The sequence below is a fragment of the Roseiconus nitratireducens genome, from assembly GCF_008629675.1.
GTDB lineage: Bacteria > Planctomycetota > Planctomycetia > Pirellulales > Pirellulaceae > Stieleria > Stieleria nitratireducens.
Window position 1 is genome coordinate 1 of sequence record NZ_VWOX01000035.1, and the last position, 24,828, is coordinate 24,828.

Genomic DNA, 24,828 nt, shown 5'->3' on the forward strand with positions numbered 1-24,828 from the left:
CGATAAAGGCTTTCTAGGCGTGTCGCTTGGCGACTACCTGGGCCTGTTGAATTGGACAGCCAAGCAGAACTTCCAGGGCAGCGGTCGTCGTCTACCGCCCGGTCTGCGAGAGCTGGTGTCCAGGCTGGGAATCGACCTGTCGATGTGGCGGGATCTGGTTTGGGACTTCCAGCGTTACTTCGGCGGCAGCAGTTGCGTGGGTTCACCGAGCAGCATGGCGCGGTTTGCAGAATCCACCGGCCGCCACTGGGTCAAAGGGCACCGGCAAGCCGCGGAGTGCTTCGTCCCGTCTTAGCATCGCCCGGCACATCAACGCCGTCTTGCCGGTCCCGGGTCTCGCCCGCCCGAATCCACGAACGAGGTGCGCTCTGATCGAGCTCAAAAGGTTCAACAGGAAGCGTTTCGCTCGCTTGTATCCGAGCGACCTGGTCCAGTGATCGTCCGTGTCTGCCGAAAAGTGATGGCGTCCAACGCAGAGCCATGACAAATTGGTGGATGGCACCATTTGAGATTTTTCGCTCGCTTGTATCCGAGCGACCTGGTCCAGTGATCGTCCGTGTCTGCCGAAAAGTGATGGCGTCCAACGCAGAGCCATGACAAATTGGTGGATGGCACCATTTGAGATTTCGGCATTTCCAATCGGTGGATGGCACCAAATGGAAATGTTTGACAGGCAATCCTACATGGTGTAGTTTTACATTTGTAGTTGAGGGCGGCTTCAGGAGATCGCGATCATGAAACTTTCCGGACGGCAGTTGGCCGTGATGCGAGTGCTGTGGGAGCTTGGCGAAGCAACCGTCGCCGAGGTGCAGGATTGCCTGGACATCGACCCTCCGCTGGCCTACTCAACCGTGGCCACCGTGCTGTCGCGGATGGAGCGAAAAGGCCTGATCGGGCACCACGCCGTCGATCGGCAATACGTTTACCATCCGCTAGTCTCCAAAGACGCCGCTGGGCAATCGATTATCGGGGATCTCGTCGATCGGGTCTTCGGCGGCAGCCCCGCGGAACTGGTCAACCACCTCTTGGACAGTGACCAGGTCGATAAACGCGAACTTGAACGGATCAAGCGACTCGTCAACGAGCACGCCGCGAAAAAGGGACGGAAGCCATGAACGTCCTCTCGGCCTTCTTCACGTTCGCTTTCGGGTTCCTGGTCACCTATCTGATCCATTCGACGGTCATCATTGCCGTGATCAGTTTGATCGTCTGGGGGAACAAGTGGTTTCAACGGCCCGTCATCCGAGTTCTCGCATTTAAAGCAGCGCTCTTGCTGCCGTTGCTGACGACGACCGTCGTCTTGCTGCTTCCCTTCCCGCATGTTGGATACCGAATTCCACTCGGTGCGGAAGAGAAAGCAGAGATCGTCCTCAACCAACGCCCTCCAGATCGCACAGGTTTTGAACCGATCGGGACCTCTCTACCGCTCGAGGTCCGGCTTGCGCCCGACAAATTGGGAGACACTGCCAAATCGTCTTTCGGCGCTGAAGCTGATCCGCTTCGTGCTCCGGAAACGACGGTTCCATTTGTGACGGAGCAGACGGCGGTGCGATGGGCCATTTGCGTCTGGGGCACACTGTGTATCGCCGGATTATTCCGCTTGTTGATTCAATTCAAAAGGCTGGAAAACCTTCGTGCGAACGCTGTCCGGATTGCTGATCCAGCCCGCTTGGAAGCACTGCACCGACTGAAACGCGCGATGCGGATTACGCGCAAAGTCGAATTACTGAGCTCGACCGAGATCCACGGCGCATTTACCGCCGGGATCTTGCGTCCTTACATCTTGGTCGCTTCCGACCGAGACGGGGATGTTGTCGGTGGAATGGTCAGCCCTGAATGGGAGGCGTTGCTGGCCCATGAGTTGGCCCACATCGCCAATCGTGATGCCAGCTGGAATTTGCTGGGCCAGATCGTCCAACGCGTCTTCACACTCCAACCACTGAATCGACTTGTCTGTCGCCAACTCCGCGTTGCAATGGACTTTGCCGCGGATGAATCGGCGGCAAAGTTGCTGGGAGAGCAGCAGGGATTGATCCGCTGCTTGATCCAGATGGGCGATCGGCTGTCCGATCGACAGACGCCAGGTTGGACACGTTCCGGCCTGGCCACCGGCATGGTCACGTTTCGCTCGACCCTGGCGCGACGAGTTGAAAGGCTTTTGGAATCCGGCACGCACGGAATGCATGTCGGTCGGGCGACCAAATTAGCGACGTTGACTTCGCTGGTCTTGCTCGCGTTGACGATCGCGACACTGGCCCCCCCAAACGATCGCCAGGACCCCAATCAATCTTCCCAAGGAACATCCCCTCTCGATGCAGGTGAACAAGATGAGATCACAGCTCTCCGCATTGGCCGTTGTCATCGGTCTGACGTCTCCGGCTGTTTCCGACGAACCCCAGACTGCGGATCGTTCGGTCCAGCAGGCGGCGGAACTCAAGGCCACACCGGATGAACTGCCTTCCGGAATTCGCAACTTCAACGGCATGCTGGTCGGACGCTTGGCCGCCAAGGATGTTGAGAAGGGATCTTTCGTCGTGGTCGTCGATGCGGTGCCTCGGGTCTGGCGGAACAACAAGGCCGAGAACCCGAAGTCGATCGTTGGCAAGTCGATCGAAATTGAGGGCGTGTTCGGAAAGTTTTTGGATGTGCTGGTGACAACCCGGATCGGAGAAACGCTTGAGTTCGAATGCAAACACGACGGAGGTTCGCTCATCTTCCCCGGTGAGTTGCTGCGAAAAGTTGCCCCCTACCAACCGGAAGATTACCCCGAACTGCCCGAGGAGTTTCGCGGGTTTCGTGGCGCCGTCGTCGCGGTAATCAAGAAGAAGGATCCGGAAACATTCGAGTTGATCGTTGAAGTCCAACGCATCAAGGACGTTTGGAAGGAGAACGCCGCCAAGCAACCCGAAAGCATTGTCGGGAAGGAAATGATGTTGGCGGGATTCTGGAACCGCAAGGACGCCTACCATGATCTGAAGGTCGGTGACCAGATCCAGGTCGGGATGCAACACATTGGTCGACAGAGCGATCATCTGACCGTTGCCGAGTTCGTCCGCCGTAGTGAATCGGAGTCGATGAAAGCGAGTCGCCAGGACCCCTCGCGTGATGGAAAAATGAGCGATCCCGTGAAAGGCTTTCGGGGAATGCTTGTTGGACGGCTGGTGAAGAAGGATGTCGAGCGTGGCACGTTCACGGTGACCGTCGACGCGGTTCCTCGTGTATGGAAAAACAACCAGGCAGCGGCGCCGAAATCCCTGATCGGAAAGAATGTCGACGCCGAGGGCACTCCGACGAAGATGTTGGACGCTTTGGTGGTCACACGGATCGGTGAAACCATCCAATTCGGTGCATTGCACGATGGCGAGGGTAGCCTGCGAGTCGGCGAAGTGCTCCGCAAGGTCGCTCCCGTTCAGAAAGGAGACTATCCGGAACTTCCCGATGACTTCCGAGGTTTCAATGGCATCCTGGCGGGGAAAGTAGTGAAGAAGAATGAGCACCTATGGGAATTGACCGTTGTGGTCACGGAGGTCGTCAAGGAGTTTCCCAAGGATGAATCCCGCGATGCACAGACCATCGTCGGCAAGCCGATCATGTTGAGCGGATTCTGGAACCGGAAAGACGCGTACCACGGCATCTCGGTGGGAGACAGAATCCAAGTGGGCGTCGAGCATCCTCAACGTCTGGGGGATCAATTGAGTGTGATCGAAGAGATTCGCAAACTGGACGAATGATGTCCCTTCGGTTATTGCAACCTTCTCGGCATGATGAGCATTGCGAGAGCCCAAAATGTACGCATCCGCGGTGAAGCCTGGACTTGTTTTCCTGCTATCCCTGGTGACCTTCGGGGGATCCGCGGACGCGGAACCTCTGCCCCCCGCCAATCAACGTTTTCAAAGTGCGGAAACGGAGGAGGTTCCTGAATTCCAGCGGCACGTCGTTCCGTTGCTCGGACGTCTGGGATGCAATGGTCGCAATTGTCACGGCTCGTTCCAGGGCCGTGGCGATTTCCGGCTTTCCCTGTTTGGCTACGACTTCGAAATGGATCACGAGGGTCTGGTCGCGGATGCGAGTGACTCCGTCGGAAAACGCATCGATCAAAGCGAACCCGCGAACAGTTTGATTCTGCGGAAGCCGTCGCTGGAGATCGACCACGAGGGAGGCCGGCGGTTCACTCAGAACTCATGGGAGTACCACTTACTGCATCGCTGGATAAAAACGGGCGCGAAAAAGTCTGCGCCGTCACAGGAACTTCTGCGGCTGGAAGTGCAGCCCAAGGAGATGCTTTTCTCTCAGCAGAATCAAACGTCACAGCTACAAGTCGTCGCCGTTTGGCAAAACGGTGACCGTGAAGATGTGACTCCACTCTGCCGGTTCCGCACCAATGACGATTCGGTCGCGGTCGTGGATCGCAATGGTGAAGTGACTTCGACCGGAGAAGGCGATACGCACGTGATCGCCTTTTACGACAACGGAATCGGATCCGTGCCCGTAATGCGAGCCCAAACCTCCTCCCGATTTGTACCGGTGGAGATTGGCCCCGAGATGGCACCGATCGATCGGTTTGTGGTGACCAAGCTGAATAAACTGAACATCACACCGTCTCAGCAGTGCACGGATTCCGAGTTTTTACGCCGCGCCAGCATCGATCTCACGGGAACGCTTCCTACATCGCAGGAAGTCAGGGAATTCCTGGCTGACACTGATCGCGACAAGCGGCTTCGAAAGATCGACGAACTGTTGAGCCGGCCCGCCTACGCTGCCTGGTGGGCGAACAAACTTTGTGATTTCACCGGATGCAATCCACAGCAACAGGCCGAACTTGGTCAGGAACTCTCCGTTCAGTGGTACGGGTGGATCAAGACGCGATTGGATGAGAACCTTCCCTACGATGAGCTTGTCAGAAAGGTCGTGCTGGCACGTGGGAGGTCACCCCAGCAGTCATATGAGGAGTTCGCGCGGGAGACATCCGGATACTTTCGCGACGATCCCTCGGCTCAATTCTCCGATCGCGAAACGATGCCGCACTATTGGACGCGGCGTAGCATGCAGAAACCGGAGCAAGCCGCAGAGGCGTTCGCACACAATTTTCTGGGAATACGTTTGCAGTGTGCCCAGTGCCACAAACATCCATTTGCCGCATGGACGCAGAACGACTATCGCAACTTCAGTCGGTTCTTCGAGAACGTGACGTTTGGCATTCGGCCGGAAGATCGAGACGCTTATCAGCGGATCGCAAAGCGAGTCGGCATGAGTCTCCGTGGTGACGAGGGATCGCCGATACGAAATGACGCGTTGCGAAAGCTTTCCGCTGGAACCGTGTATCCGTGGCGAGAACTCTACATCAAGCAACGAAGTGAAGCTGAAGAGCTGAATCTACTGCGCAGTGGAACCGTTGAGCTGCGTCGGGAGACCGATCCACGTCAACCGATCATGGATTGGATGAGGGATCCCAATAATCCCTGGTTTGCCAAGGCGTTTGTGAATCGGGTGTGGGCATCCTACTTTCAAAACGGAATTGTGGACCCGCCTGATGATCTCAATCCGGCAAATCCACCCACCCATCCGGAATTGCTCGCCTGGTTGTCAAACAGCTTTGTCGAAAACGGCTACGACATCAAATGGTTGCATCGACAAATTGTTTCCAGCGACACCTACCAGAGAAGTTGGCGGCCGAGTCACAACAATCGCGAGGATCAAAAAAACTTCAGCCGGCAGATTCCGCGTCGCATGCCGGCCGAAGTGGTTTACGACAGTGTCAAACAAGTCGTCGCCGCGAGCGATCAAGCTGAGGAAGTTCGCGCCGATTTGACGCGACGCGCCTCGGGGCACCTTTCAATGCGTTTGGCGGGCACCTATGCCATGCGGGTATTTGGCAAACCCGAGCGAGCAGTGAATTGCGACTGTGAACGGAACAATCATCCGACGTTGCTGCAAGCGGTTTTTCTGCAGAACGATCCGATCATCGAGCAACGCCTCGAGAACAGCGGCTGGGTGCAGGAGATGAAAGACCAGGAGGCCGAGGGCAACCTCCAGTCGCATCGCAAACTGGTTTCCGAGGCATGGTTGCGAGCACTCGGGCGCCCCGCCAACCGATCTGAAATCGAACAAAGCGTTCAGTTTGTCCAGCAAGCCGAATCGGTTGCCGCGGGAATGCAGGACTTGTTGTGGTCCCTGCTGAACACAAAAGAATTTTTGCTGATCAAATGATTCACGGGCAGACCCGTTCCGTTTGGAGATCTCCATGACCATTTCACGTCGCAGGTTGCTACAGGTCGGTTCGTTGGGCGCCAGTCTAACGCTTAGCGACTATTTACGGATCGCGTCGGCAAACGGCGCGGTCGACAGCGGCCGTTCGGCGGTGCTGGTGTTTCTCGGCGGTGGGCCCTCTCACCTCGACACGTTTGACATGAAGCCCAACGCTCCGGCGGAATACCGGGGGCAATTCAAGCCGATCCAGACAGCGGCGCCGGGCGTGAGAATTTGTGAACACCTTCCCAAGCTTGCCAGCCGAGCGGATCAGTACGCTGTCATCCGAGGGATCACTCACAGCCTTGCCGATCACGGATTGGGCACGCGGTACTTGATGACCGGCAACCTGCCGACGCCGGTGGTTGATTATCCGATGTACGGTTCGGTCGTCAGCAAGGAGTTTCCCGCCGCTCCCGAACTTCCCTCGTTTGTTTCCATCGAACGGCCGGTTGAAGGCCCGGGATACCTCGGGGCAGAGTATGGGCCGCTATCGACCGGGGAAAAGCCACGCTATGGCCAACCGTTTCGCGTCCGCGGAATCACCCTCGACGGCACCATGACGCTGGACCGCTACCGTCGGCGGAGAAGTTTTTTGAAAGACATTGATACAGCGTTCGCGGGATATGAGCAGTTAGACGAGTCGGTTCGCAGTCTGGATCGATTCTCCGGACAGGCTTTTCAGATCATCAGTTCTCCGAAAGCTCGTGCGGCGTTTGATCTGTCGCACGAGACGGATCGCGAAGTCGACCGGTTCGGGCGGCACGAGTTTGGTCAGAGCATGCTGTTGACGACACGACTGATCGAAGCGGGAGTGCGATTCGTCACGGTATTGCTGGAAGGCTGGGACACCCACCAGGATAATTTCAACCAACTTGGTCGCGAACTTCTTCCCAACCTGGATCAATCTCTCGCCGCGATGTTGGACCGATTCAGCGAACAGGGACGGTTGGATTCCACGGCGGTACTGGTGACGGGCGAATTCGGGCGGACCCCGAAGATCAACAACAACGCCGGTCGCGATCATTGGGCCCGCGCGATGTGCTCGCTGATGGCTGGCGGAAATGTCCGTGGAGGACAGACGCTCGGAGAGACCGATGACAAAGCGCAAGGTCCCGAAGGGGATGGATTCACACCTGACGACCTCGCCGCCTCCTTCTTTCAGAATATCGGAATCGACCCCAAGACAGAGTATCAAGCCAATGTCGGTCGTCCGATTACCTTGATCCGAGACGGGGCAACGATCCCCGGATTGCTCGCGTAACGCGCGAAGCAACGGCGTCGGCGATCGGGTTCGCGGCCTTTCCAAGCGGGAAGGAAACTGGCGTCGGGAGTCGAGCCCACGCAGACAAGTTTGCCAAAAAGGGGCTCTGTGAACTCCGTGCTCTCGGTGGCTCATCCCAGTTCTTGTCTTCTGCTCCAAAACGCTCAGCCTCCAGTCAATCGTGCCGTCCCCGAACGACCCGGCAGGACGATAGACTGGTCGTCATTCAGACGCCCAGTCGACGCATCGGAGCACTCCATGAAAACGTCCCCCGGAACAATGGTGATCCGTCACGGTCAGGTGGTCGATGGTACCGGGTCGCCGCCGATGGCCGATGGCGCGGTGGTCATCAATGACGACAAGATCACGTTCGTGGGACCAGAATCGGAGCTACCTCCGCTGCCGGAAGATGCCCGCGATATTGACGCTCGCGGCGGAACAATCATGCCCGGGCTGGTCGAAGCGCACTTTCATGCGACGTACTTCAATGTTCGTTCGCTGGAAGACTTGGACATCAAGTATCCGGTGGAATACGTCTCACTGCTCGCGTCGGTCAATTGCAAACTTGCGCTGGAATGTGGCTATACCGCGGCGCGTTCCGGAGGCTGTTTGTTCAATGTCGATTTTTGGCTCAAGAGGGCGATCGAGGAAGACTTGATTCTAGGGCCAAGGCTTTCATCCAGCGGACGAGAGATTTGTTCGGCCGGTGGTTTGATGGATTGGAATCCCGAATTTCGAAAAATCGGCATGGAGGGTCTGGTGTTCATCATCAACGGCCAGGAAGACGCACGCAAAGCAGTGCGGGCGTTGGTCAAGGACGGTATTGAATGGGTCAAAACCTACCCGACCGGAGATGCTGCCGCCCCTGACGTGAATGACCATCACACGCTTTGCATGACTTTCGAGGAAATGAACGCGGTCGTCGCAACGGCGCACAATCACGGGATGAAAGTGACCGGACATTGCCGCGCGACCGAAGGAATCAAGAACGCCCTGCGAGCGGGTTATGACTGCATCGAACACGGCACGTTCATGGACGACGAAGCACTGGATTTGCTACTCGAACGTGACGTGCCCTGCGTTCCCGCGTTGTATTTCGAGAAAGCCAGTGTGCTGCGGGGCGAAGAGTTCGGGTTGCCCCAACAGGTCATCGATGGACACCAAGAAACGTTGGACGGCGGTGCCGAAAGCGCGAAACGCATCTTGAGATCCGGGGGACGTCTGGGAATGGGGGGCGACTACGGATTCGGTTGGAATCCCCACGGCGATTACGCTCGGGAATTGACGTATTTCGTCAATGACGTGGGGCTGACGCCGCTGGAAGTGATCACCTGCGCGACGAAGACGGGAGCCGAGATCATGGGGCGCGGCGATGAATTTGGAACACTGGAATCGGGTAAGTTGGCCGACGTGTTGGTCGTCGATGGCGACGTGATCAAGGACATCGCCGTGCTGGAAGACCGAAGTCGCTTCATCGCCGTGATCCAAAACGGCGAGATCAAGGCGGGACGGCTTGCCAAGCCGATTCCCACTCTCGTGAAAACAGAGTAGCGTCCGATAAGCCGGAACCGCTCACAGCCCAAAATGACATTCTCCGTTCAGCATCAAAAGTCGACGCAATCGGCGCATTGTCGCTCGTGGCACTGCAAATGAATAGGATTCCACGGAGAGATGCGGAAGGACGGGGCTCGGTGAACTCTGTGCCCTCGGCGGCTCCATCGACCGCACCGAATCCCTCGTTTCCGCGGTATAAACTCATTCTGTTCCCATGAGAACGTTACCATCCGACCACCACCTGTATCGCTCGTGCACGGATCGAAGTGAGCGATCGATGGTTTTTCCAGCGAATTTGAACCGATCATGCAAATCGACCTGCCGCCGGGCACCCGTCTTGTCATTTTGTTTTTGCTATTGCGTTTCTACGGTGTCGCCACCGCGCAGGGCGTCGTCGTTGAGCGGTCGGTCATCGTCGAAGGCGACTCCGATTGGGATTGGACCCAGGCGCGCACCGCGATGGCGAGCGAACAGGACGAAGCGTTTTTTCTGACCACCATGTCACGCACCGCCAAGGTTGGTGCCCACGGCTATCATGACGTGTTCGTCATGTTCGCCGATCGGAATGGTGAATCCTGGACGGATCCTGCACCCGTTGCTTCCTTGCGCCGACAGCGTCAAGACGACGGCTACGAAGTGGTTGCCGGGGACTTGTGTCCGATCTGGCACGAAGCCACAGGCAAAGTGTTGATCACCGGGAAAACGTTCAATTTTGCCGATGGCTCCAAAGAGGACATTCTTCGAGAGAAGGTGTCGTACTGTGTGTTTGATCCGAAGTCGCGCTCGTTTGGCCCGCTACGGATCCTGGAGATGCCGGCCGAGGATCACGCCGGACATCCGGTGATTGCCCCCAACGCCGGTTGCCATCAGCAAGTGGTGCTCGATGACGGAACCGTGTTGCTTCCCGTTCGGTACCAGCGAAGCCCAACCAAAAGGAATTACACCTCCATTGTGGCGAGGTGCGAATTTGACGGTACCACGCTCCGCTACATCGAACACGGTTCGGAGCATTCGGTTCCCACGCGTCGTGGTCTGTACGAACCATCGGTCACCCAGTTCGGCGATGCCTTTTATTTGACCTTGCGAGCCGATGACGGCGCCTGGGTCGCGCGCAGTGACGATGGGATCCACTACTCCAAGCATGCCGCGTGGAGATTTGACGACGGCAGCGACCTCGGCAGCTACAACACCCAGCAGCATTGGGTCACTTTGGGCGGACGCCTGTACCTGGTTTACACGCGCCGTGGAGCCGACAACGACCACATCATGCGTCATCGAGCCCCGCTTTTTCTCGCGGAGGTCGATCCGGAGCAGCTGGTGGTCTTGAAGGAAACCGAACAGGTGGTCGTGCCTGAGAATCACGCAACGTTGGGCAATTCAGGTGTCTGCCGACTCAGTGACAACGAATCGTGGATTACCGTCGCCGAAGGACGAGTGAGCCACGGCCAGCGAAAGGGCCAGAACAATCGAGTGATTCTGGCCAAGTTGCATTTGCCCAAATGACTCGCGCGACGACTTCCTGCATTCGCCAAGTTGACTCAGCTTTGATGAAATGACGCGAGCTGGAGCTCAACCGGGCAGTCAGGATCGGGGGGCCGCCATCAACTCGGAATCGCGGAGTTGGTTGACGTTGAACCCAATTCGTCAGCGAGACAAATGAACAACCTAAGCCTGCCTGGAAAATCTTCCGCGGATTCGCGGTCGAGCCAGTGGTCTTTGTCACGCACGAGACGTGTCGCATATCACCATAAGGTAGCCGCAATAATTCATTGTTTGCCGGGGGGAAGAGCGATAGCTTGAGCTTCGCCAAGGTCGCCTTGACGTTCGAAAAGTCGCTCGAAGGGGATTTTCTGGTCCTTTCAGAGCGGGTCAGCCTGCTCGACATGGACGACCGCGACGCACTATTCCAAAGTCATTCTCAGGTTGGATCGTTGCAATGAAATTCTCAAAACCGGCCCGTGGCTTCACGTTGGTGGAGCTACTTGTGGTCATCGCGATCATTGGAATTCTTGTCGGATTGTTGCTGCCCGCGGTGCAGTCCGCTCGTGAAGCGGCGCGGCGGATGAGTTGCAGCAATAACTTCAAGCAAATCGGACTCGCGGTTCACAACTATCACTCGGCGTTCAAGCAAATCCCGCGACACGGCGGTGGCACGCTTCCCTGGGTCGGCGCCCATGCTCCGGGCCCCTGGTACCGTCCTTCAGACTTCGGCAATCGCTTTCGTCTCAGTTCGCTGGTTGCCATGACGCCATTTATCGAGCAGCAGGCGCTTTGGGAGCAAATATCGAACCCAAATCAAGAGCGAACAGACGGCGGTCTCCAAGACCCGCCGTGGCCACCGATGGGGCCGACACCCGATCGGATTCAGTACATCCCGTGGGTCAATGAGATCCCGACCTACCGTTGTCCGAGTGATCCCGGACTTGGATTGCCGGCCTTGGGACGCACGAACTACGCTTCATGTCTTGGCGATTCGATGTGGCTTCTGCATGTTGCGCCGTACAATAACAATCGCACGGCAATCACGAACGGCCGCGCGCGACACGCGCAAGCTGCTCACCGTGGTTTTTTCAAGCCGCATCAGGATGCAAAGTTCCGTGATGTGATCGATGGCTTGTCCAATACCATTGCGATGGGTGAAATCATCACCGCTTTGCAGGACGGCGATATCCGCGGCAACGGGGTCGCGACAAACGGCGGCAACTCGGGCCCCTTCGGCTTTGCTGCATCGCGTGATAATCCTTCTCTTTGCCAAGACAACGGCTACATCGACCCAGCGAGGCCTCGGTTTTGGTTGCCGGAATGGCAGCAGAAAAACCGACGCAATTTCGCTCGAGGACACCGCTGGGCGAGTAGCTATCCGATCATGAGTGGGATCAATACCATCCTGCCCCCGAATCGCGAAGCCTGCGGACGTTACAACGCTCTCGGAACGACGTTGGTCGCCCCACCTTCGAGTCGTCACCAGGGTGGTGCACATGTCTTGATGGGTGATGGCGCTGTGGTTTTCATCACGGACTCAATCGAAGCGGGCAATTCTCGCGCGCCAATGGTCTGGCTCAACGGCACCGGCGGTGCCGCTCCCGGATCGGCAAGCCCCTATGGTCTCTGGGGCGCTTTGGGAACGCGAGCCAACAGCGAGGTCATCGACGAGCAGTTGAACCAATAGATTGCTCCGCCAGCCTTCCTTGGAACTCCCAGAGAACAGCTTGTTCCAGTTTTGCTACCAGCCACAACCACAGAGAAGATCAATGAAGTCAGTTTGTGTGAGTCTGCTACTCTTTATCGTCTGCGTTGCCTTGCCGGGGTGTGGTGGATCCGACGGCAACACACTTGCAACCGATGGGGCAACCGCAGATGATTTTGCCCAGTATGAAGCAGATTTGGCTGCCGTGACCGGTGCGGAAGCGAACGAGGACACGGGAGAAGAGAACTCTGAATAGGCGGTTCGCCATCCTCTGGATCAAACCGTGCCTGTTCGAAATCCAGTAGGTGAGATCACATTACCGGTCGGCATTTGATTCCGAACGATATTTCTTGCGATACCGCCCGGGGGGAATTCCGGCGAGTTTCTTAAAGAATTTCGCCATGTGCTCATCGTGCTGGAATCCCGTCAGCTTGGCAATCTGCTTCAAGGGGCGAGACGTGGTCTCCAGCAGTTCCTTGATGCGGGTGAGGCGGATATTCGCGATGACGTCGGCCGGTGATTGACCGAGATGCGTTCGCATCCGGCGCTCAAGGGCGCGTCGCGACATGGGAACGGCATCGGCCACGTTCTGTACCGAAACTCCTCGGCAAGCGTTTTCGCGAATAAAGCGATATGCCTTCACGAAGTCTTCGTCGTCAACGGGGATCGAGTCCGTGGAGCTACGTACCACGATCCGTCGTGCGGGAATCCAAGTGATCTCCGGGGGAACGATTTCACCATTCATCATCCGATCGAGCATCGCCGCGGCTTCATAGCCGATCCGATGCGTATTCGGCTCCACGCTTGTCAGCGGTGGGGAACATAACGGACAAATGACATCGTCGTTGTCGATGCCAACCACTGCGACCTCGTCGGGAACGTGAATCTCGATTTCTTGGCACGCATTGAGCATTTGTTGCGCACGGATGTCGTTGCAAGCCAAGACTCCAATTGGCTTTTCCAGAGAATGCAGCCAGCGCGTCAAGCCTTTGTTGTCAAGCATTCCGCTCTGCTCCGCACCAAAGGTCGTCGCGTGTGCCGGCCCCGGAGACTCGTAAACGGCAACATCGTGCCCCAATGAACGCACGTACCTTTGCATTTCGGACAGCCGGCGTTCGGAGTAATTGGCACCTCCGAACCCGCAGAAACCAAATCGTGTGAACCCGCGGTCACGGAAATGATCGACAGCGAGTCGCACCACCGACTGATCATCGGTGTCGAACCCGGGAATCACCCCGGCTGATTTCCAGCAACGAAGGTCGACCGCCGGCAACGCAAGTTGTCTGATCACGCGCACCATCGTTGGGGTTTCCGCACGAACGAGGATCCCGTCACCTGTCCACTTGCGGAGCCAAGATGGAGGCTCGGCATTGATCGCCATTTCCTGGTGTCGGAGCGCCCAAACCCCGTGCTCTCCCGCGTAGGCAGCGATCCCATGCAACAGCCCCCGGCCATAAACTCGGGAGGATTCGATCAGCAAAGCCACGTGTCGAATGGCTCCGTGGTTCTTTGCCATGGCTGTCGCAATACCCCATACGCATGACGTCAACTAACAGAGTAGATCGCCTTGAACGACGTCTGGAGCAGTATTTTAGTAGCCTCTTGGGACTGTCGCAATCATTCATGAAAACGGACTTTCTTTGAGCATAGCGGTCGCGGGGCACCGCTGCGTGCTGCGCTCCACGCCGAGAACACGTTGAGCATCGGGAAGGATCCGGCGCTCTGCTTCGCGGATTCGTGTCTACGAGTCAGATAGAGGGTCGGGCGTCGCCCGCTGCCAAGCCAATGTCGATCGCGTCGCTAACCTTGCCGCCATTTTCTAGGGATTCTTGCGAAGCAGGAAACCTCGCTGTTCAGAAATCGGTCGGGGGATTCGCATGAATCCCGTGATGTCACCGTCATCGTTGATGGAAAGCGCCTGTTGCAGCGTGTTTGTGCCGACCGATACCGCATCGTTCAAATCGATCAGGACACTGTTCTGGGCAAGGAAGGCATGGTGCCCATCACGTTTGGTACCGGAGAAACCAACGACTTCACCCGCTAGATTGACATCGGTCGCGTAGCTTGAGTTGCCGCCGAGTGTGTCAAGGACGGAGAAGGAATTGGTCGATGCATTGGGGCGCCAAATCATTCCTCGGATGCTGTCCGGCTGGCTGTACTCTCCTTGCTCGTTGAGCCAAGATGTCGAAACAACGGCGAGGCGTGGATCGTCAAAATCGCAGTTGTTCAACCTCGGTCCGTCACCTGAATAGGAGGCCGCCCGAATTGAGCCGGTCAGGCAGTTGACCTGCAATTGCTCTGAGTCGAACCACGCCACGGCAAGGCTGCCATGGCCCGTCGATTCGTCATGGAAAAAGCCGGCCATGACACCATGGTCGTTGATATCAAAGGCAACGAACGATCCCAGATCGATTGGCTCCGACACTGTTCCATCCAACTGCACTTGCCAAAGTGCTGGCGTGTAGGTGTCCGAACGTTGGCCAACGACTTGACCAAGGTTGTTGATTCCCCCGATCAGTAAGTAGGCGTCAGGCATGGTGACATAGCCTGTCCCCGGCACGTGGGCATAGCTAAACATTGTTTCTGGCTCGTATCCCTGCCTGGTGATTCCAATGCTAACGCCCAGTTCATTGAATCCGGTCGCCTCCAACTCCCTCGCGAACCACGGAAGCCCCAATTCGTCGGGAGGTTGGAAGCTTCCGTCCGCTGCGACGGTCCATGTGATGGGTATTTTATAAAAAGGCTGACCACTTTCACGAATGTAGGACTCGCCGTGAACGAGCAATTCTCCCTGCATTCGATTGGTGACAAATCTGCCGATGCTTTGATAACCGAGCAAACTGTTGTCGATCCCTAGTAAGTCGATGAACTGGTACGCTGGTGCTGCATCCCCCTCGCCATTTCCTTTTCCCTTGCCCCCTTTTTGCGCCCACAGGGCCTCAGTGACGGAGGCCACCATTAGCAGAAACAGTGCGACGCGAAATGCGAATCGGAAACGTGTCATGGTCTTGTTCCAGCCGAAGTTCAAGGGATTTCGAGTTGCTCGTCCGACGAGCCGGGCGAGAGTGGCGGGTGAGTGGTGCCAATCCATGCGTGCTCACCAACGGCTCCTGTTGCGTCCTGGTTGCCGTTTTCCCTCGAAAAGCCAGTAGAAACCATTCCCCGGAACAGGGGAGTCTCGGCGTGTTGCGGCGGAATGTTCTCAGGAATTCTCCCGAGGTGCTCTGACAAGTTGCTCCAAAACCCGTTTGAACGGTGAGCACTTCGCCAGCAGTTCGCCTCGCGACTGCACACTGAATCGCCGGTGCAGCATCTTGACGTAGTCGTGAACGGTGTGATGACTAAGATTCAGTCGGAGCGAAACTTGTTTCTCATTGTCCCCTTCCAACAAACAGAGCAGCACCTGTTGCAGCCTTCGTGGAAGCTCCGTGACGCCCATGTCGTCACGCGCAGCCAGCGACCTCCCGAATGCGCGACCAAGTTCGATGCCCAACAGTCGGAGCCTGCGGACGTCACGTCGGGTAAAATGCTTGTCATGTTCACAGCGCTGCAGCACCAACATGCGAACTTCATTTCCGAGGCGATGCTGCATCATGATCGCATCGTCCATGTGGGCTGGACGAATAAACTCATTGAAGAAGAACCCCTGGTACCACTCGGCATCGCTGATCGAATCTTGGCGGCTGGCAACCCGAAGCGCCGCGGGCGAATCGACCATTGGAGAGCCGTCGCAATCGGGACGACCAGTGTCATAGAGCCGAAACATTGCTCGACGGTCGGACTCGCAGGGCCAGCCCGAATCCAGATGGACATTGATTCTCAACCAGTCCTTCACGCCCGGATTATCAACACGGTCGGACTCGGTATAGATCGCGATCTGTGCCCGGAATAGTTCGCGAGCCCGATGATGAAGATGGTCCCGCCAGGCCATCGGATCGGCACCCAGTTCCTTGCACTCGCCCACGAGTTCGTACACGCCGCGATAATCCGCGATTCGAAGTCGGTTCGACATTCCCATTCTCTGGTTCCTCAGCGGGGAGCATGGTCATTTACCTGTTCACGCTAAAAGCATTCCAATACAGAATCTCCGCCGGTCGTTTTCATTTCCGCGTGGTTTTTGACTGGCTTGCAGGTCCGATCCGCCTTGGCTGCATTATCGCCAGAGCTCAATGACCGGTCCATCGCTTACTTCGTCAATGGGATTGATTCACACTTCACTTCTCGTTGATGCGTTGGACCTGCGATATCCCGCAGTTCTGTTTCTAGGAGCGGCCTACCGATGCGCCTATTCTCGGGACGGCACGGATGCTGTTACTTGGCTGCGTCACTAAACGCGACAACTAGACCGATTAAATTATTATTTGCTGAGCCAATTGGTGATCAGTTGGGTGATTGATCTCTCTGGCGTCCGTATATCAAAACGGGCCTGATGGCAAGAAGAACGAATTGCAGCCAAGAATTCTTCCGGCTTCCGAAGCCACAAACGTATGGAGCGTGACGTTCCAACGGATCTGTAGGTGATGTCAAACTCGTTTAGGTCGACGATCACCTCTTCTACCGCGACAAGCGGGATCTGGTGCACTTGGTCAAGCTGGAATCCGATCGCGACCGACGGTAAAAGTCGTGGGCGTATCCAAAGCTTGTCTCGAGCAATCGAGACGTGGAGGTTGTTCTGCGATGGAAAACGGCGCGTATGCCATGAAAGCAAGGAGTAGCCGCCGGCATTCTTTTCATCGAAAAGCATTTCGTCACTGGAAAATGCCGGGATATCCGGTCGGTGCGACCAGCCATGCCAACAGATGGCAATGAAGATCGCTGCATTCAACGAAAAGCCGACGATCAAAAGTGCGACGATGATCCGAATCAACAGCTTCGCAAGGGCCTGTTGGTCGTTGTAGCTTGCGACGACGACAGCAAGGAAAACAACGAAAATAGTCGCCATGAGCGTGAGCAAGTAAACGGTGAACCAGACAACCCATCGGGGTGTACCGGTTCTCGACGCAAACTCCGTTTGGCTCGTCTGATCGTATGGGGCTGTGTTCATTCGTATTGCGGTGATCCCCGCTCTCGCGACTGAACGTTGCTATTTTTCCAAACCGCTTGTCTCCTGCTGGAAACAGTCCGTGACACGATTTCAGCGACACTCCGATGGAGTCGTAAGGGTACAACGTTGCGGTGGAACTCATTTGGCAAGCTGTTCGGGAAGTTCCCAGGGCAATCGCACGTTCAAACTACGTGAAAACCGGCGTAAATCTTATCAAGCACTGTCTCGTCCCAGCCTGCACGCAGTCGTTTGCCACGAATTGAGTCTTTGAGCGTAGTGTCCTGTCGCAAAATATTGAGTGCCATTCGGCGAAACACTCCAGAGACTTCCGGAGCACTTCCGTTGCGAATTCGGCTGGCGTCCTCGGAAAAAGTTACATCCAACACGTAGTGCTGAGAGTTCTCGATTCTCCAATGATCTCGGAGATGCTTGCTGATTGCTTTCACCTTTGCCGGAAGGCTCGAGATAAAGAACGCTGTTTCGTCATGCTCGTCGATTTCGCCGGACCGATTGCGATGTTCTCGATGACGATAGATCATGCCAACAGATTGAATGCCCGTCCAGTCTGAGAACGCTTCATCTTCCGGAACGTCGATGCAGTAGCAGACGCGTCGTTCATCGCGACCATGCGACTTCTCTACCGTCGTGTGCTTGCGAAGCCCTTTCACTTTGTAGTCTTGCTCCCCGTATTGGTTGAACAGGTCAAGCAGCTTGTCGTGGAGGTTCGCTTGGTTCTTCTTCACTGTGAGAACGTAGTCAGCTTCAGCGTTGATGATCGCAGCAGCTGTTTCCCTTTGACAATGCATCGCGTCGAGTGTGACCACCGCACCGGCAAGGTCAAGCAACTCCAGGATCATTGGAACGGTTGGTATTTCGTTGGATTTGTCGTCAACTGAAAGCTGCCTCAAGACCAGCTTCGATTCCGTCGCGAATACGGTGATCGCATGCAGTGCACTTTGCCCAGCGGCTCGGTCAAACGAACCTCGCAACGTCTTTCCATCGATCGCGACGCCTTGCCCACGAAGCGAGCTTGCGAATTGATCCACCCAGTCGTGCATCGAAGCGAGAAACTCCCCAGTATTGAGCCGACTGAAGACTCTTCCGAAGGTGTCATGGCTCGGTACACCGTGCTCCAGGTCAATGTAGCGACGAAACCAACGAACCTTGGCTTTGCAGAACCGTTCGACGTCGGCCCAACCATCGGCTCCGCAGATTGATGCGGTCAGGGCCATGAAAATCATTTCCAGCAAATCGTGGTTGCTTCCACGATCCACTCGTGGATCTGTAACTTTTACAAAACTGTTGTAAACCAGTGCAGCCGGGCCATCCATTGACACATTTTCACCTGCTCCATGTCGGACTTCTTCCATGAGGGTGCAGATCAGTGGAGACCTGAAGCGTGGCAGATTATACGAGACTGCCAAAACCTCAACTGGCTGGTCCTGACAAAGCGTCCTGAGCTTGTCCTAGAACGCCTGCCGAACGATTGGGGAAGCGGTTATCCGAACGTCTGGTTGGGGGTGACCTGCGGCGTAGCGAGTTCTCTCAACCGTGTGGAAACCCTTAAAGGTATTCCAGCCCAACTGCGGTTCATTTCCGCAGAACCGCTGCTGGGGCCAATTGACTTTCGCCCGTACTTGGATGGCTCGATCCAATGGATCATCACCGGCTGTGAGCAAGCCGCAAAGGCCAAACGCAGACCAATGGAAGTCGGTTGGGTGCGGGACATCGATTCTCAATGCCGTGAAGCCGGGACCGCCCACTTCTTCAAGCAGCGGTACGAGGGAAAACGGATCACACATGATGGTTTGCTGGATGGCCAAGACCGCCAGGAATGGCCCGGACTATGACGGCTAAGCCATGCGGAGTCATCGCACGAAGACGAGTAATCTCCATGGCCGCTTCGCTTTCAATGCGGTCATCATTTTTCAAAAAAATCTTTCCAGTTCGCTCTGCGAATTCCCAATTCGCCCAAGTGATTACGGAGGGAGACAAAGCGTCGTTTCCCAAAATCACGTCATATGGAAGGAAGTTTGAAATGAAGTATGTGGTAACTGTTCAAGCCGAAAAGCAAGTCTACCTTGAAGTTCAGGTGCTCGTAGAGTTTCCAGATGGGATCAAAGTAGACGAAGGCATAATCCAAAACCTCTGCTTTGAACCGGCAATGGCGCTTGCGGAGAACGGCGAACTGAATTGGGAAGAGATCGACTCTGAATGGCCAAGTTTCTCCGGGATCGATTCAATCGAAGAATTGGACGATCCCGACGAGGAAGCCGACCTTCGCTTTATCCAAGCAGAGGACGGATCTCTTGTGCCCGCAGATAGGGCCGGTGATCAATCGACTGATCGATAGCCGAGGCAAATCGGTCTTTCTCAGCAAGGAGGAACCGCTGTTGTTGCCCGCGAGGCGGGCAACAACCAGGCGGTTCCCAACGCTATCTCTCACCGAATGGATTCGGCTGTCCAGTTCACTTAGATCAATCGCCCGTGCCTGCTGTGCCGGGTGTGCCTGCAATCACTAAAAGGACAACCATGAGCCAGCTATCCATTGTTCACCCGACCAGAATAGATGTCGATCAAGAGCCGCCTGAACCGGTGGACCCAATAGGCGATGAAGATCACTTCCCGTTGCCAGATCTTCCCGAATTGATCCTGGACGAGCAGACGCCAGCTTGGAAGAACTATATGAAAGCTGGCAACCTGTTGAGGCAATCCGGGGACATCTTCCGCATAGCAGGACATGACAATGGACTGCTACTCGTGCGGCGTGATGGCTCCACAAAGGTTATCAACACCGCTGCGGACTTAGCTCCGCTCTTCGTGGATCGTGTTGCCTTGTCGATCTATTTGGGTGACAAGCCAAAAGGGACAAAACTTTCGAACGCCCACCTAAACGCCATGCTAAAAGCGGAAGCGTTCTTGTCCCAGTTCCCTGTAGTTGATGGCATAACGACTGTGCCCATCTTCCTACCGGACTTCACGTTGACGAAGCCGGGGTACAACGACGGTGGCGAGGGGCACCGATATGTCTATATCGGAGATGAGCCGCTCGTTATTGACTTGACGGACTGCACCGACTCCTTTCTCGACGTTATGGACTTCGATAGCGAAGCCGACTTGGCAAACACAATTGCCGCTGCGCTCACAGTCATGTTATGGAATCATTGGCCCGGTGGTAAGCCGATATTTATCGTCACCGCTTCAAAGAGCCATGCGGGAAAAGACACGCTCATCCTATTCGCCTCTGGTCTAAACGGCCAATGTTCGATCAGCTACCAAAGTACTGATTGGGCTTTGGAGCGAGCCCTCGTCGGAGCCATCAACTATAACTCCGACGCTCGGGTAATCGTGATTGAGAATGCGAGGCTTGACCGTCGAGCAAGCTCAATTTCGTCAGCGATTATCGAGCGATTTGCCACCGACCCAAATCCCTTCCTGTTCTCCACCGGAACCGGTCCCGCAAGGCGTCGTCGCAACGACTTCGTTCTCGCCATCTCAACAAACGATGGAACGGTCAGCGAAGACATTCTAAATCGTGGTCTACCGATTCATTTGAGTCCTGTCGGCCATGTTGCAGAACGAGTTTCCCCAATTGGCAATCCGAAACTGGAGTATCTGCCAAAGAAGCGGGAGATCATCGCCGCTGAACTTCGGGGAATGATTGAACGCTGGAAGGACGAAGGAATGCCATTGGATCATTCCGCCCGTCATCCATTCTCAGAATGGGCAGCAACGATAGGCGGAATTTTGAAGGTGAGCGGAATCAATGGCTTTCTAGCCAATTATGGCAAGCGACGAGTCGCTGATGATCCAGTCCGAGCATCTATTGCTCTGCTCGGTGCATCGATGGCTGGCGACGAATGGCATCGCCCTGATGCCCTAACCAGGGAGGCATCAAACCTGGGCATTCTCAAGTCGATGCTTTCGAGCACCTCTCAAGAGACTTTTGAATCTCGAAAACGGGGTGTGGGAGTCGTTTTGAGTGCCCATGAGGGCGAGACATTCGCTGTCGAGACAGACTCGGCCATTCTGAAGTTGCGATTGGAAAAGGGACGCCGCCGATTCAACGGCGAATCTCCCCACGTCAGGTATCGCTTCGTCGTCGTCGAGCGAACTGACATCCCATGTGACGGCGACTTCTAGTCTCACTTGCAGTGCCGACTGATCACGTCTTCATTCACAAATACTTTCAAGGAACAAAAACATGATTGCATTACAAGTCTACGTTCGAAACTTCGCAACTCAGCATCGAGGCGAGAGAATAGTTGCACAACTCGAATCTTTAGGCTTCACCGTCAAAGAATGCTATGACGGGACACTCGACTCTTTGGGTGGGTTGATCGAAACCCATATTACATCCGTTGATGAACTGAAAACCGACGATCCCGACGACATCCGTGCTCTTGTATCCAGCGATCCTGAGGTCTTTCTCCAGTTCCGGGTGTTCTCCGTAATCCATGAGGGAGAAGTGAGACTGACTTCGAAGCTCAGGATCGTAAGTGACGACCAGTAATGGCACGACTCAGCACGTTCAAGAGTTACCTACCAGCGCTCCCATACACAATTACAAGCAACACGCTCTGAATGGGATATTCAGAGCACTGTGAAAAAAAACAATGCAAACAACGAAAAGCAAAACATCTCGTCGTAGCGCATGGCGCAATTACTTCCGGCTGGTCCGTTACGTTCGGGCCTATTGTCTCGATGACCCAACCTACCTGATTCGACAACAGAAGAGGGACACTTCAACTGATCATGCTTCGGCAGAGCAGGTGGTGTCGGTCATTGTACCGTCGCTTCCGCCAACGCCTGAAATCCCACCGAGCAATGCCACTTCAGAACTGGTCGGAATTGCCAGCAGATGCAGTGTCAAGGCAAATGGCTGCACATGGGCATCGGAAAGACTGCGCCTCCAAAATGCAGGGGCGAATCATCAAACCGAGATTGCACCTAATGACGCATCCATTGTCGAGCAAGGCAGGCAGCACCAAGTTCGGCTGTGGATGAATTGCCCCTCTGCCCCCGCACCATACGACCCAACTGAGTACGACACACTGGCTGGTTGCTTCGCAGCGCTGGCCAGTGCAACCAACCTGGTCACTCTTGTCGAATCTTCAGACTCGACCCGTTCGAGCCACCTTCGACATGCGATGGCGTTGATGGCAGAAGCCCAGTCTATGGTTCGGGCGTGTTCGAAGCGAATTGGGGGGCCAACTGACTCGGAACAATCGGCGGCGTACTCGTGGCTATGCCAGCGTGCGGCGGAAGCCAGGCTGTTTATCGAGCGATACATGCGTGCCGATGACCAAGCAAACCCAGAGGAATGGCACGACTTGCTGGATCGCATTTCGGAGTCTGAATGCAAAGTCAATGAGATTATTAAGAACGAAAAGTCCCAGCGGAAACTATTAAACAAGCTGAGTTACATGCTGGGCCAGCTAGAGAAACAGGCAGAACCGCAAACACAACTTGTCGCCATTGATCGAACAGTCAGCGACCTAATTGATAACGGACTGGCACCAAGCAACATCGAGCTTCGTGGATTATTACTTCCTCACCTCGCAGCCATTAGCAATACCAAGCAAAAGTCTTCGGGGCTGGAACTGGCCCTTCGAGAAATCCGACGGTTCTGCGAACGTGCCGACATGCCCGATCAGTGTGCGAAGCCTGACAACTTGAGTCGGGAAGTACTTCAGGTTGCCGAACTTCTGCAAGGTCGCAGCATTGCCATGATCGGTGGTGATTGTCGTCCTGAAACAAAACGATCCATCGAGAAAGCATTTGGACTCAGGGAATTGGTATGGGTCGATACAAAACAAGGGCAGTCATACCAGACATTCAAACCGGTGGTTGAGCGTAAGGACGTGGCAGTAGTCTTGCTGGCCATCCGCTGGGTTGCTCACTCATACGGTGAGGTCATTCGGTTCTGCACTGACAACGATAAGCCATTCGTCAGATTGCCAGCCGGTTACAGCCCAAACCAAATCGCCAACCAAATCCTGAGCCAGTGTGGGGATCAGTTATTAAGGCAGACCCAACAGGAAGGCAGTGGAACATGACGTTTGGGACCGTGAGAAGACAGTTATTAGGCAGCAATTCTGGTTCATGCCAGCACAGCCAGTCAGTGAATGCCGATTGGCCATTCCGCAGGACCAGCGCTGGAAAAAACTGGGTTCGTCAATCAGGTCACGATTCATTGCAGCATGACCTGATGGAAAACCAGCGAAAGCCAGCGATGAAGTCATTTGTGAAACAGACTGAGTTCACGCTGCTTCCATACATTCGCAGCTACTCGCAATTCACAACCGCTGTCTGGTCAGCAAAGCAACGAGACCCAAACGCTTCCGACAGTCTTGCCCCAGTGAAAGCCATGCTGGACTACACAGGACGCAAACTGGGCAAAGCTGGGTCGAAAGCCACCGCCGCAGGCGGTCAACCCTCTTCGAGCGTAAGAAGGTTCCTAACGGAAGTTTTCTACAGACTTTCTACCTTTCTAATGTGGGTAATTTTGTACCGGTTTGATGGAAAAAATGTACCAGTGGCGTGCAAAATTGTCCCACTTCACATGGAAAAAATGTACCGGCTCATGTCCAAAAATGTACCGGCAATACTCAGCTTAAGTCAGAGGAAGGAGAACTGACATGGAGAAGCTGAGCACCCTGAAACACATCAAGATACTGAATATCACGGACACGTTTCGGGCAACTGTGGATTCTGCCCGATCAGGCCATGGACTACCAGAATCGAATCGGTATCTGAATGAGCGGATGCTCTTCTCATACTTGGCTTACCGATCAAGGCACGGACACGGAGCGACTATTAACGAGATCGTGCGTGAGACACGCCTCCACAAGACGACCGTTAACAAGACGCTTACCTGCTTGTCTGATCTGGTTCACAAACACAATGGCAAGTGGCACTGCAATGAACCAGGCGATGGTCTATTCAAGCCATTGCCTAATCCCAGGTCGGTCAAACATTGGTCAGATCGCTACTGTTATCTGAATTACTATCCGCCATCGGCAAAAGCCAAATTGAACGGACGACGGTTCGGCGTCAATCATGCAGGCGTGCTGTCGGCAATTATCAGCTTCACCAAGAAGACGAACCCAAGCCCCCAATTATCAATTCAGCTTGTTAGCAGTTTGACCGGGATTGGTCGCAAAACGGTAAGCTCGATCTTCGATGACCTTCTCCGTGCTGAGATTATGAAGTACGAGCCTGGTGGGGTGAAGCTCCAACTTTCCGAACAGCACTTGGAATTGTTCCAATCAAAAGAAACTGCGTCTCCCAGTGCCCAACCCGAAGTCTGTCCCGAGGTAGCACAAGGGAAATACCAATTCAAGAACGATGGCTTTGATCGATTCCGGCAAAGCTGTCAACCGTTGTTCGCCCAGAGTTACGCCGAACAAGCTATTGAATTGGCGAGCAAACTGAAGCTATCTGAAATTGACTTCGACGAATCGCTGCGCACAACGAAAAAACTGAATGACGACAACATTCTGCTAGGCAAGTGCAGCTACCCGAATCTAG

General features: G+C 55.2%; 21 protein-coding genes and 1 pseudogene. 17 read left to right on the forward strand and 5 right to left on the reverse strand.

Features of this window, described 5'->3' with window-relative positions; all coding sequences use genetic code 11:
- The 10 genes and pseudogenes from FYK55_RS29310 to FYK55_RS27960 form a co-directional block, all read left to right on the forward strand.
- Window positions 1-295 (forward strand): annotated as a pseudogene (locus FYK55_RS29310) (hypothetical protein); the annotation flags it as partial.
- A 439-nt stretch (window positions 296-734) separates the two neighbouring features.
- A complete protein-coding gene (locus FYK55_RS27925; RefSeq protein WP_150079907.1) occupies window positions 735-1,115 on the forward strand; it encodes a BlaI/MecI/CopY family transcriptional regulator in 381 nt (126 codons plus the stop codon).
- Window positions 1,112-2,452: a M56 family metallopeptidase gene (locus tag FYK55_RS27930; RefSeq protein WP_150079908.1), complete on the forward strand. Its 1,341-nt coding sequence runs from the start codon at window positions 1,112-1,114 to the stop codon at window positions 2,450-2,452. The genes FYK55_RS27925 and FYK55_RS27930 overlap by 4 nt, the downstream gene beginning before the upstream one ends.
- A gap of 1,319 nt (window positions 2,453-3,771) precedes the next feature.
- Window positions 3,772-6,207: a DUF1549 and DUF1553 domain-containing protein gene (locus FYK55_RS27935; protein ID WP_161604802.1), complete on the forward strand. Its 2,436-nt coding sequence runs from the start codon at window positions 3,772-3,774 to the stop codon at window positions 6,205-6,207.
- A 34-nt stretch (window positions 6,208-6,241) separates the two neighbouring features.
- Entirely contained in the window at window positions 6,242-7,510 is a 1,269-nt protein-coding gene (locus FYK55_RS27940; protein WP_150079910.1) for a DUF1501 domain-containing protein, read from the forward strand.
- Between the two features lie 258 nt (window positions 7,511-7,768).
- Window positions 7,769-9,061, forward strand: a complete 1,293-nt coding sequence (locus FYK55_RS27945; protein ID WP_150079911.1) for a metal-dependent hydrolase family protein — start codon at window positions 7,769-7,771, stop codon at window positions 9,059-9,061.
- Between the two features lie 309 nt (window positions 9,062-9,370).
- The gene (locus tag FYK55_RS27950; protein ID WP_235909032.1) at window positions 9,371-10,567 is read left to right on the forward strand and encodes a sialidase family protein; all 1,197 of its coding nucleotides are present in this window, start codon (window positions 9,371-9,373) and stop codon (window positions 10,565-10,567) included.
- Between the two features lie 293 nt (window positions 10,568-10,860).
- Window positions 10,861-11,004, forward strand: coding sequence for a hypothetical protein (locus FYK55_RS29315; RefSeq protein WP_161604803.1), 144 nt, complete (start codon window positions 10,861-10,863; stop codon window positions 11,002-11,004).
- The gene (locus FYK55_RS27955; RefSeq protein ID WP_150079912.1) at window positions 11,001-12,233 is read left to right on the forward strand and encodes a DUF1559 domain-containing protein; all 1,233 of its coding nucleotides are present in this window, start codon (window positions 11,001-11,003) and stop codon (window positions 12,231-12,233) included. The genes FYK55_RS29315 and FYK55_RS27955 overlap by 4 nt, the downstream gene beginning before the upstream one ends.
- A gap of 82 nt (window positions 12,234-12,315) precedes the next feature.
- On the forward strand, window positions 12,316-12,507 hold the full coding sequence (locus FYK55_RS27960; RefSeq protein WP_150079913.1) for a hypothetical protein: 192 nt from the start codon (window positions 12,316-12,318) through the stop codon (window positions 12,505-12,507).
- A 60-nt stretch (window positions 12,508-12,567) separates the two neighbouring features.
- On the opposite strand, the gene FYK55_RS27965 is transcribed toward FYK55_RS27960, so the two are convergent.
- The 5 genes from FYK55_RS27965 to FYK55_RS27985 all read right to left on the reverse strand — a co-directional run bounded on the left by FYK55_RS27965 (window position 12,568) and on the right by FYK55_RS27985 (window position 18,665).
- On the reverse strand, window positions 12,568-13,767 hold the full coding sequence (locus tag FYK55_RS27965; RefSeq protein WP_150079914.1) for an AraC family transcriptional regulator: 1,200 nt from the start codon (window positions 13,765-13,767) through the stop codon (window positions 12,568-12,570).
- 303 nt (window positions 13,768-14,070) lie between these two features.
- On the reverse strand, window positions 14,071-15,210 hold the full coding sequence (locus FYK55_RS27970) for a hypothetical protein (protein WP_161604804.1): 1,140 nt from the start codon (window positions 15,208-15,210) through the stop codon (window positions 14,071-14,073).
- Between the two features lie 243 nt (window positions 15,211-15,453).
- Complete coding sequence (locus FYK55_RS27975) at window positions 15,454-16,263, reverse strand: helix-turn-helix transcriptional regulator (RefSeq protein WP_161604805.1); 810 nt, start codon at window positions 16,261-16,263, stop codon at window positions 15,454-15,456.
- Between the two features lie 345 nt (window positions 16,264-16,608).
- Entirely contained in the window at window positions 16,609-17,193 is a 585-nt protein-coding gene (locus FYK55_RS27980; protein WP_150079917.1) for a hypothetical protein, read from the reverse strand.
- A gap of 284 nt (window positions 17,194-17,477) precedes the next feature.
- Window positions 17,478-18,665, reverse strand: coding sequence for an ISAs1 family transposase (locus FYK55_RS27985; RefSeq protein ID WP_150079918.1), 1,188 nt, complete (start codon window positions 18,663-18,665; stop codon window positions 17,478-17,480).
- On the opposite strand from FYK55_RS27985, the gene FYK55_RS27990 reads away from it, so the two are divergent.
- The 7 genes from FYK55_RS27990 to FYK55_RS28020 all read left to right on the forward strand — a co-directional run.
- Window positions 18,648-19,145 (forward strand): DUF5131 family protein, encoded by a 498-nt coding sequence (locus FYK55_RS27990; RefSeq protein ID WP_150079919.1) that lies wholly within the window; start codon window positions 18,648-18,650, stop codon window positions 19,143-19,145. The two genes, FYK55_RS27985 and FYK55_RS27990, sit on opposite strands and share 18 nt — an antisense overlap.
- Before the next feature lie 44 nt (window positions 19,146-19,189).
- Window positions 19,190-19,648: a hypothetical protein gene (locus tag FYK55_RS27995; protein ID WP_150079920.1), complete on the forward strand. Its 459-nt coding sequence runs from the start codon at window positions 19,190-19,192 to the stop codon at window positions 19,646-19,648.
- 179 nt (window positions 19,649-19,827) lie between these two features.
- Entirely contained in the window at window positions 19,828-21,438 is a 1,611-nt protein-coding gene (locus tag FYK55_RS28000; protein WP_150079921.1) for a hypothetical protein, read from the forward strand.
- Window positions 21,439-21,499: 61 nt separating this feature from the next.
- Entirely contained in the window at window positions 21,500-21,808 is a 309-nt protein-coding gene (locus FYK55_RS28005) for a hypothetical protein (protein WP_150079922.1), read from the forward strand.
- Window positions 21,809-21,911: 103 nt separating this feature from the next.
- Complete coding sequence (locus FYK55_RS28010) at window positions 21,912-23,354, forward strand: hypothetical protein (protein WP_150079923.1); 1,443 nt, start codon at window positions 21,912-21,914, stop codon at window positions 23,352-23,354.
- 11 nt (window positions 23,355-23,365) lie between these two features.
- Window positions 23,366-23,935, forward strand: a complete 570-nt coding sequence (locus tag FYK55_RS28015) for a hypothetical protein (protein WP_161604806.1) — start codon at window positions 23,366-23,368, stop codon at window positions 23,933-23,935.
- A 1-nt stretch (window position 23,936) separates the two neighbouring features.
- Window positions 23,937-24,828: hypothetical protein (locus FYK55_RS28020; RefSeq protein WP_150079925.1), on the forward strand; the 892-nt coding region annotated here is incomplete at its 3' end.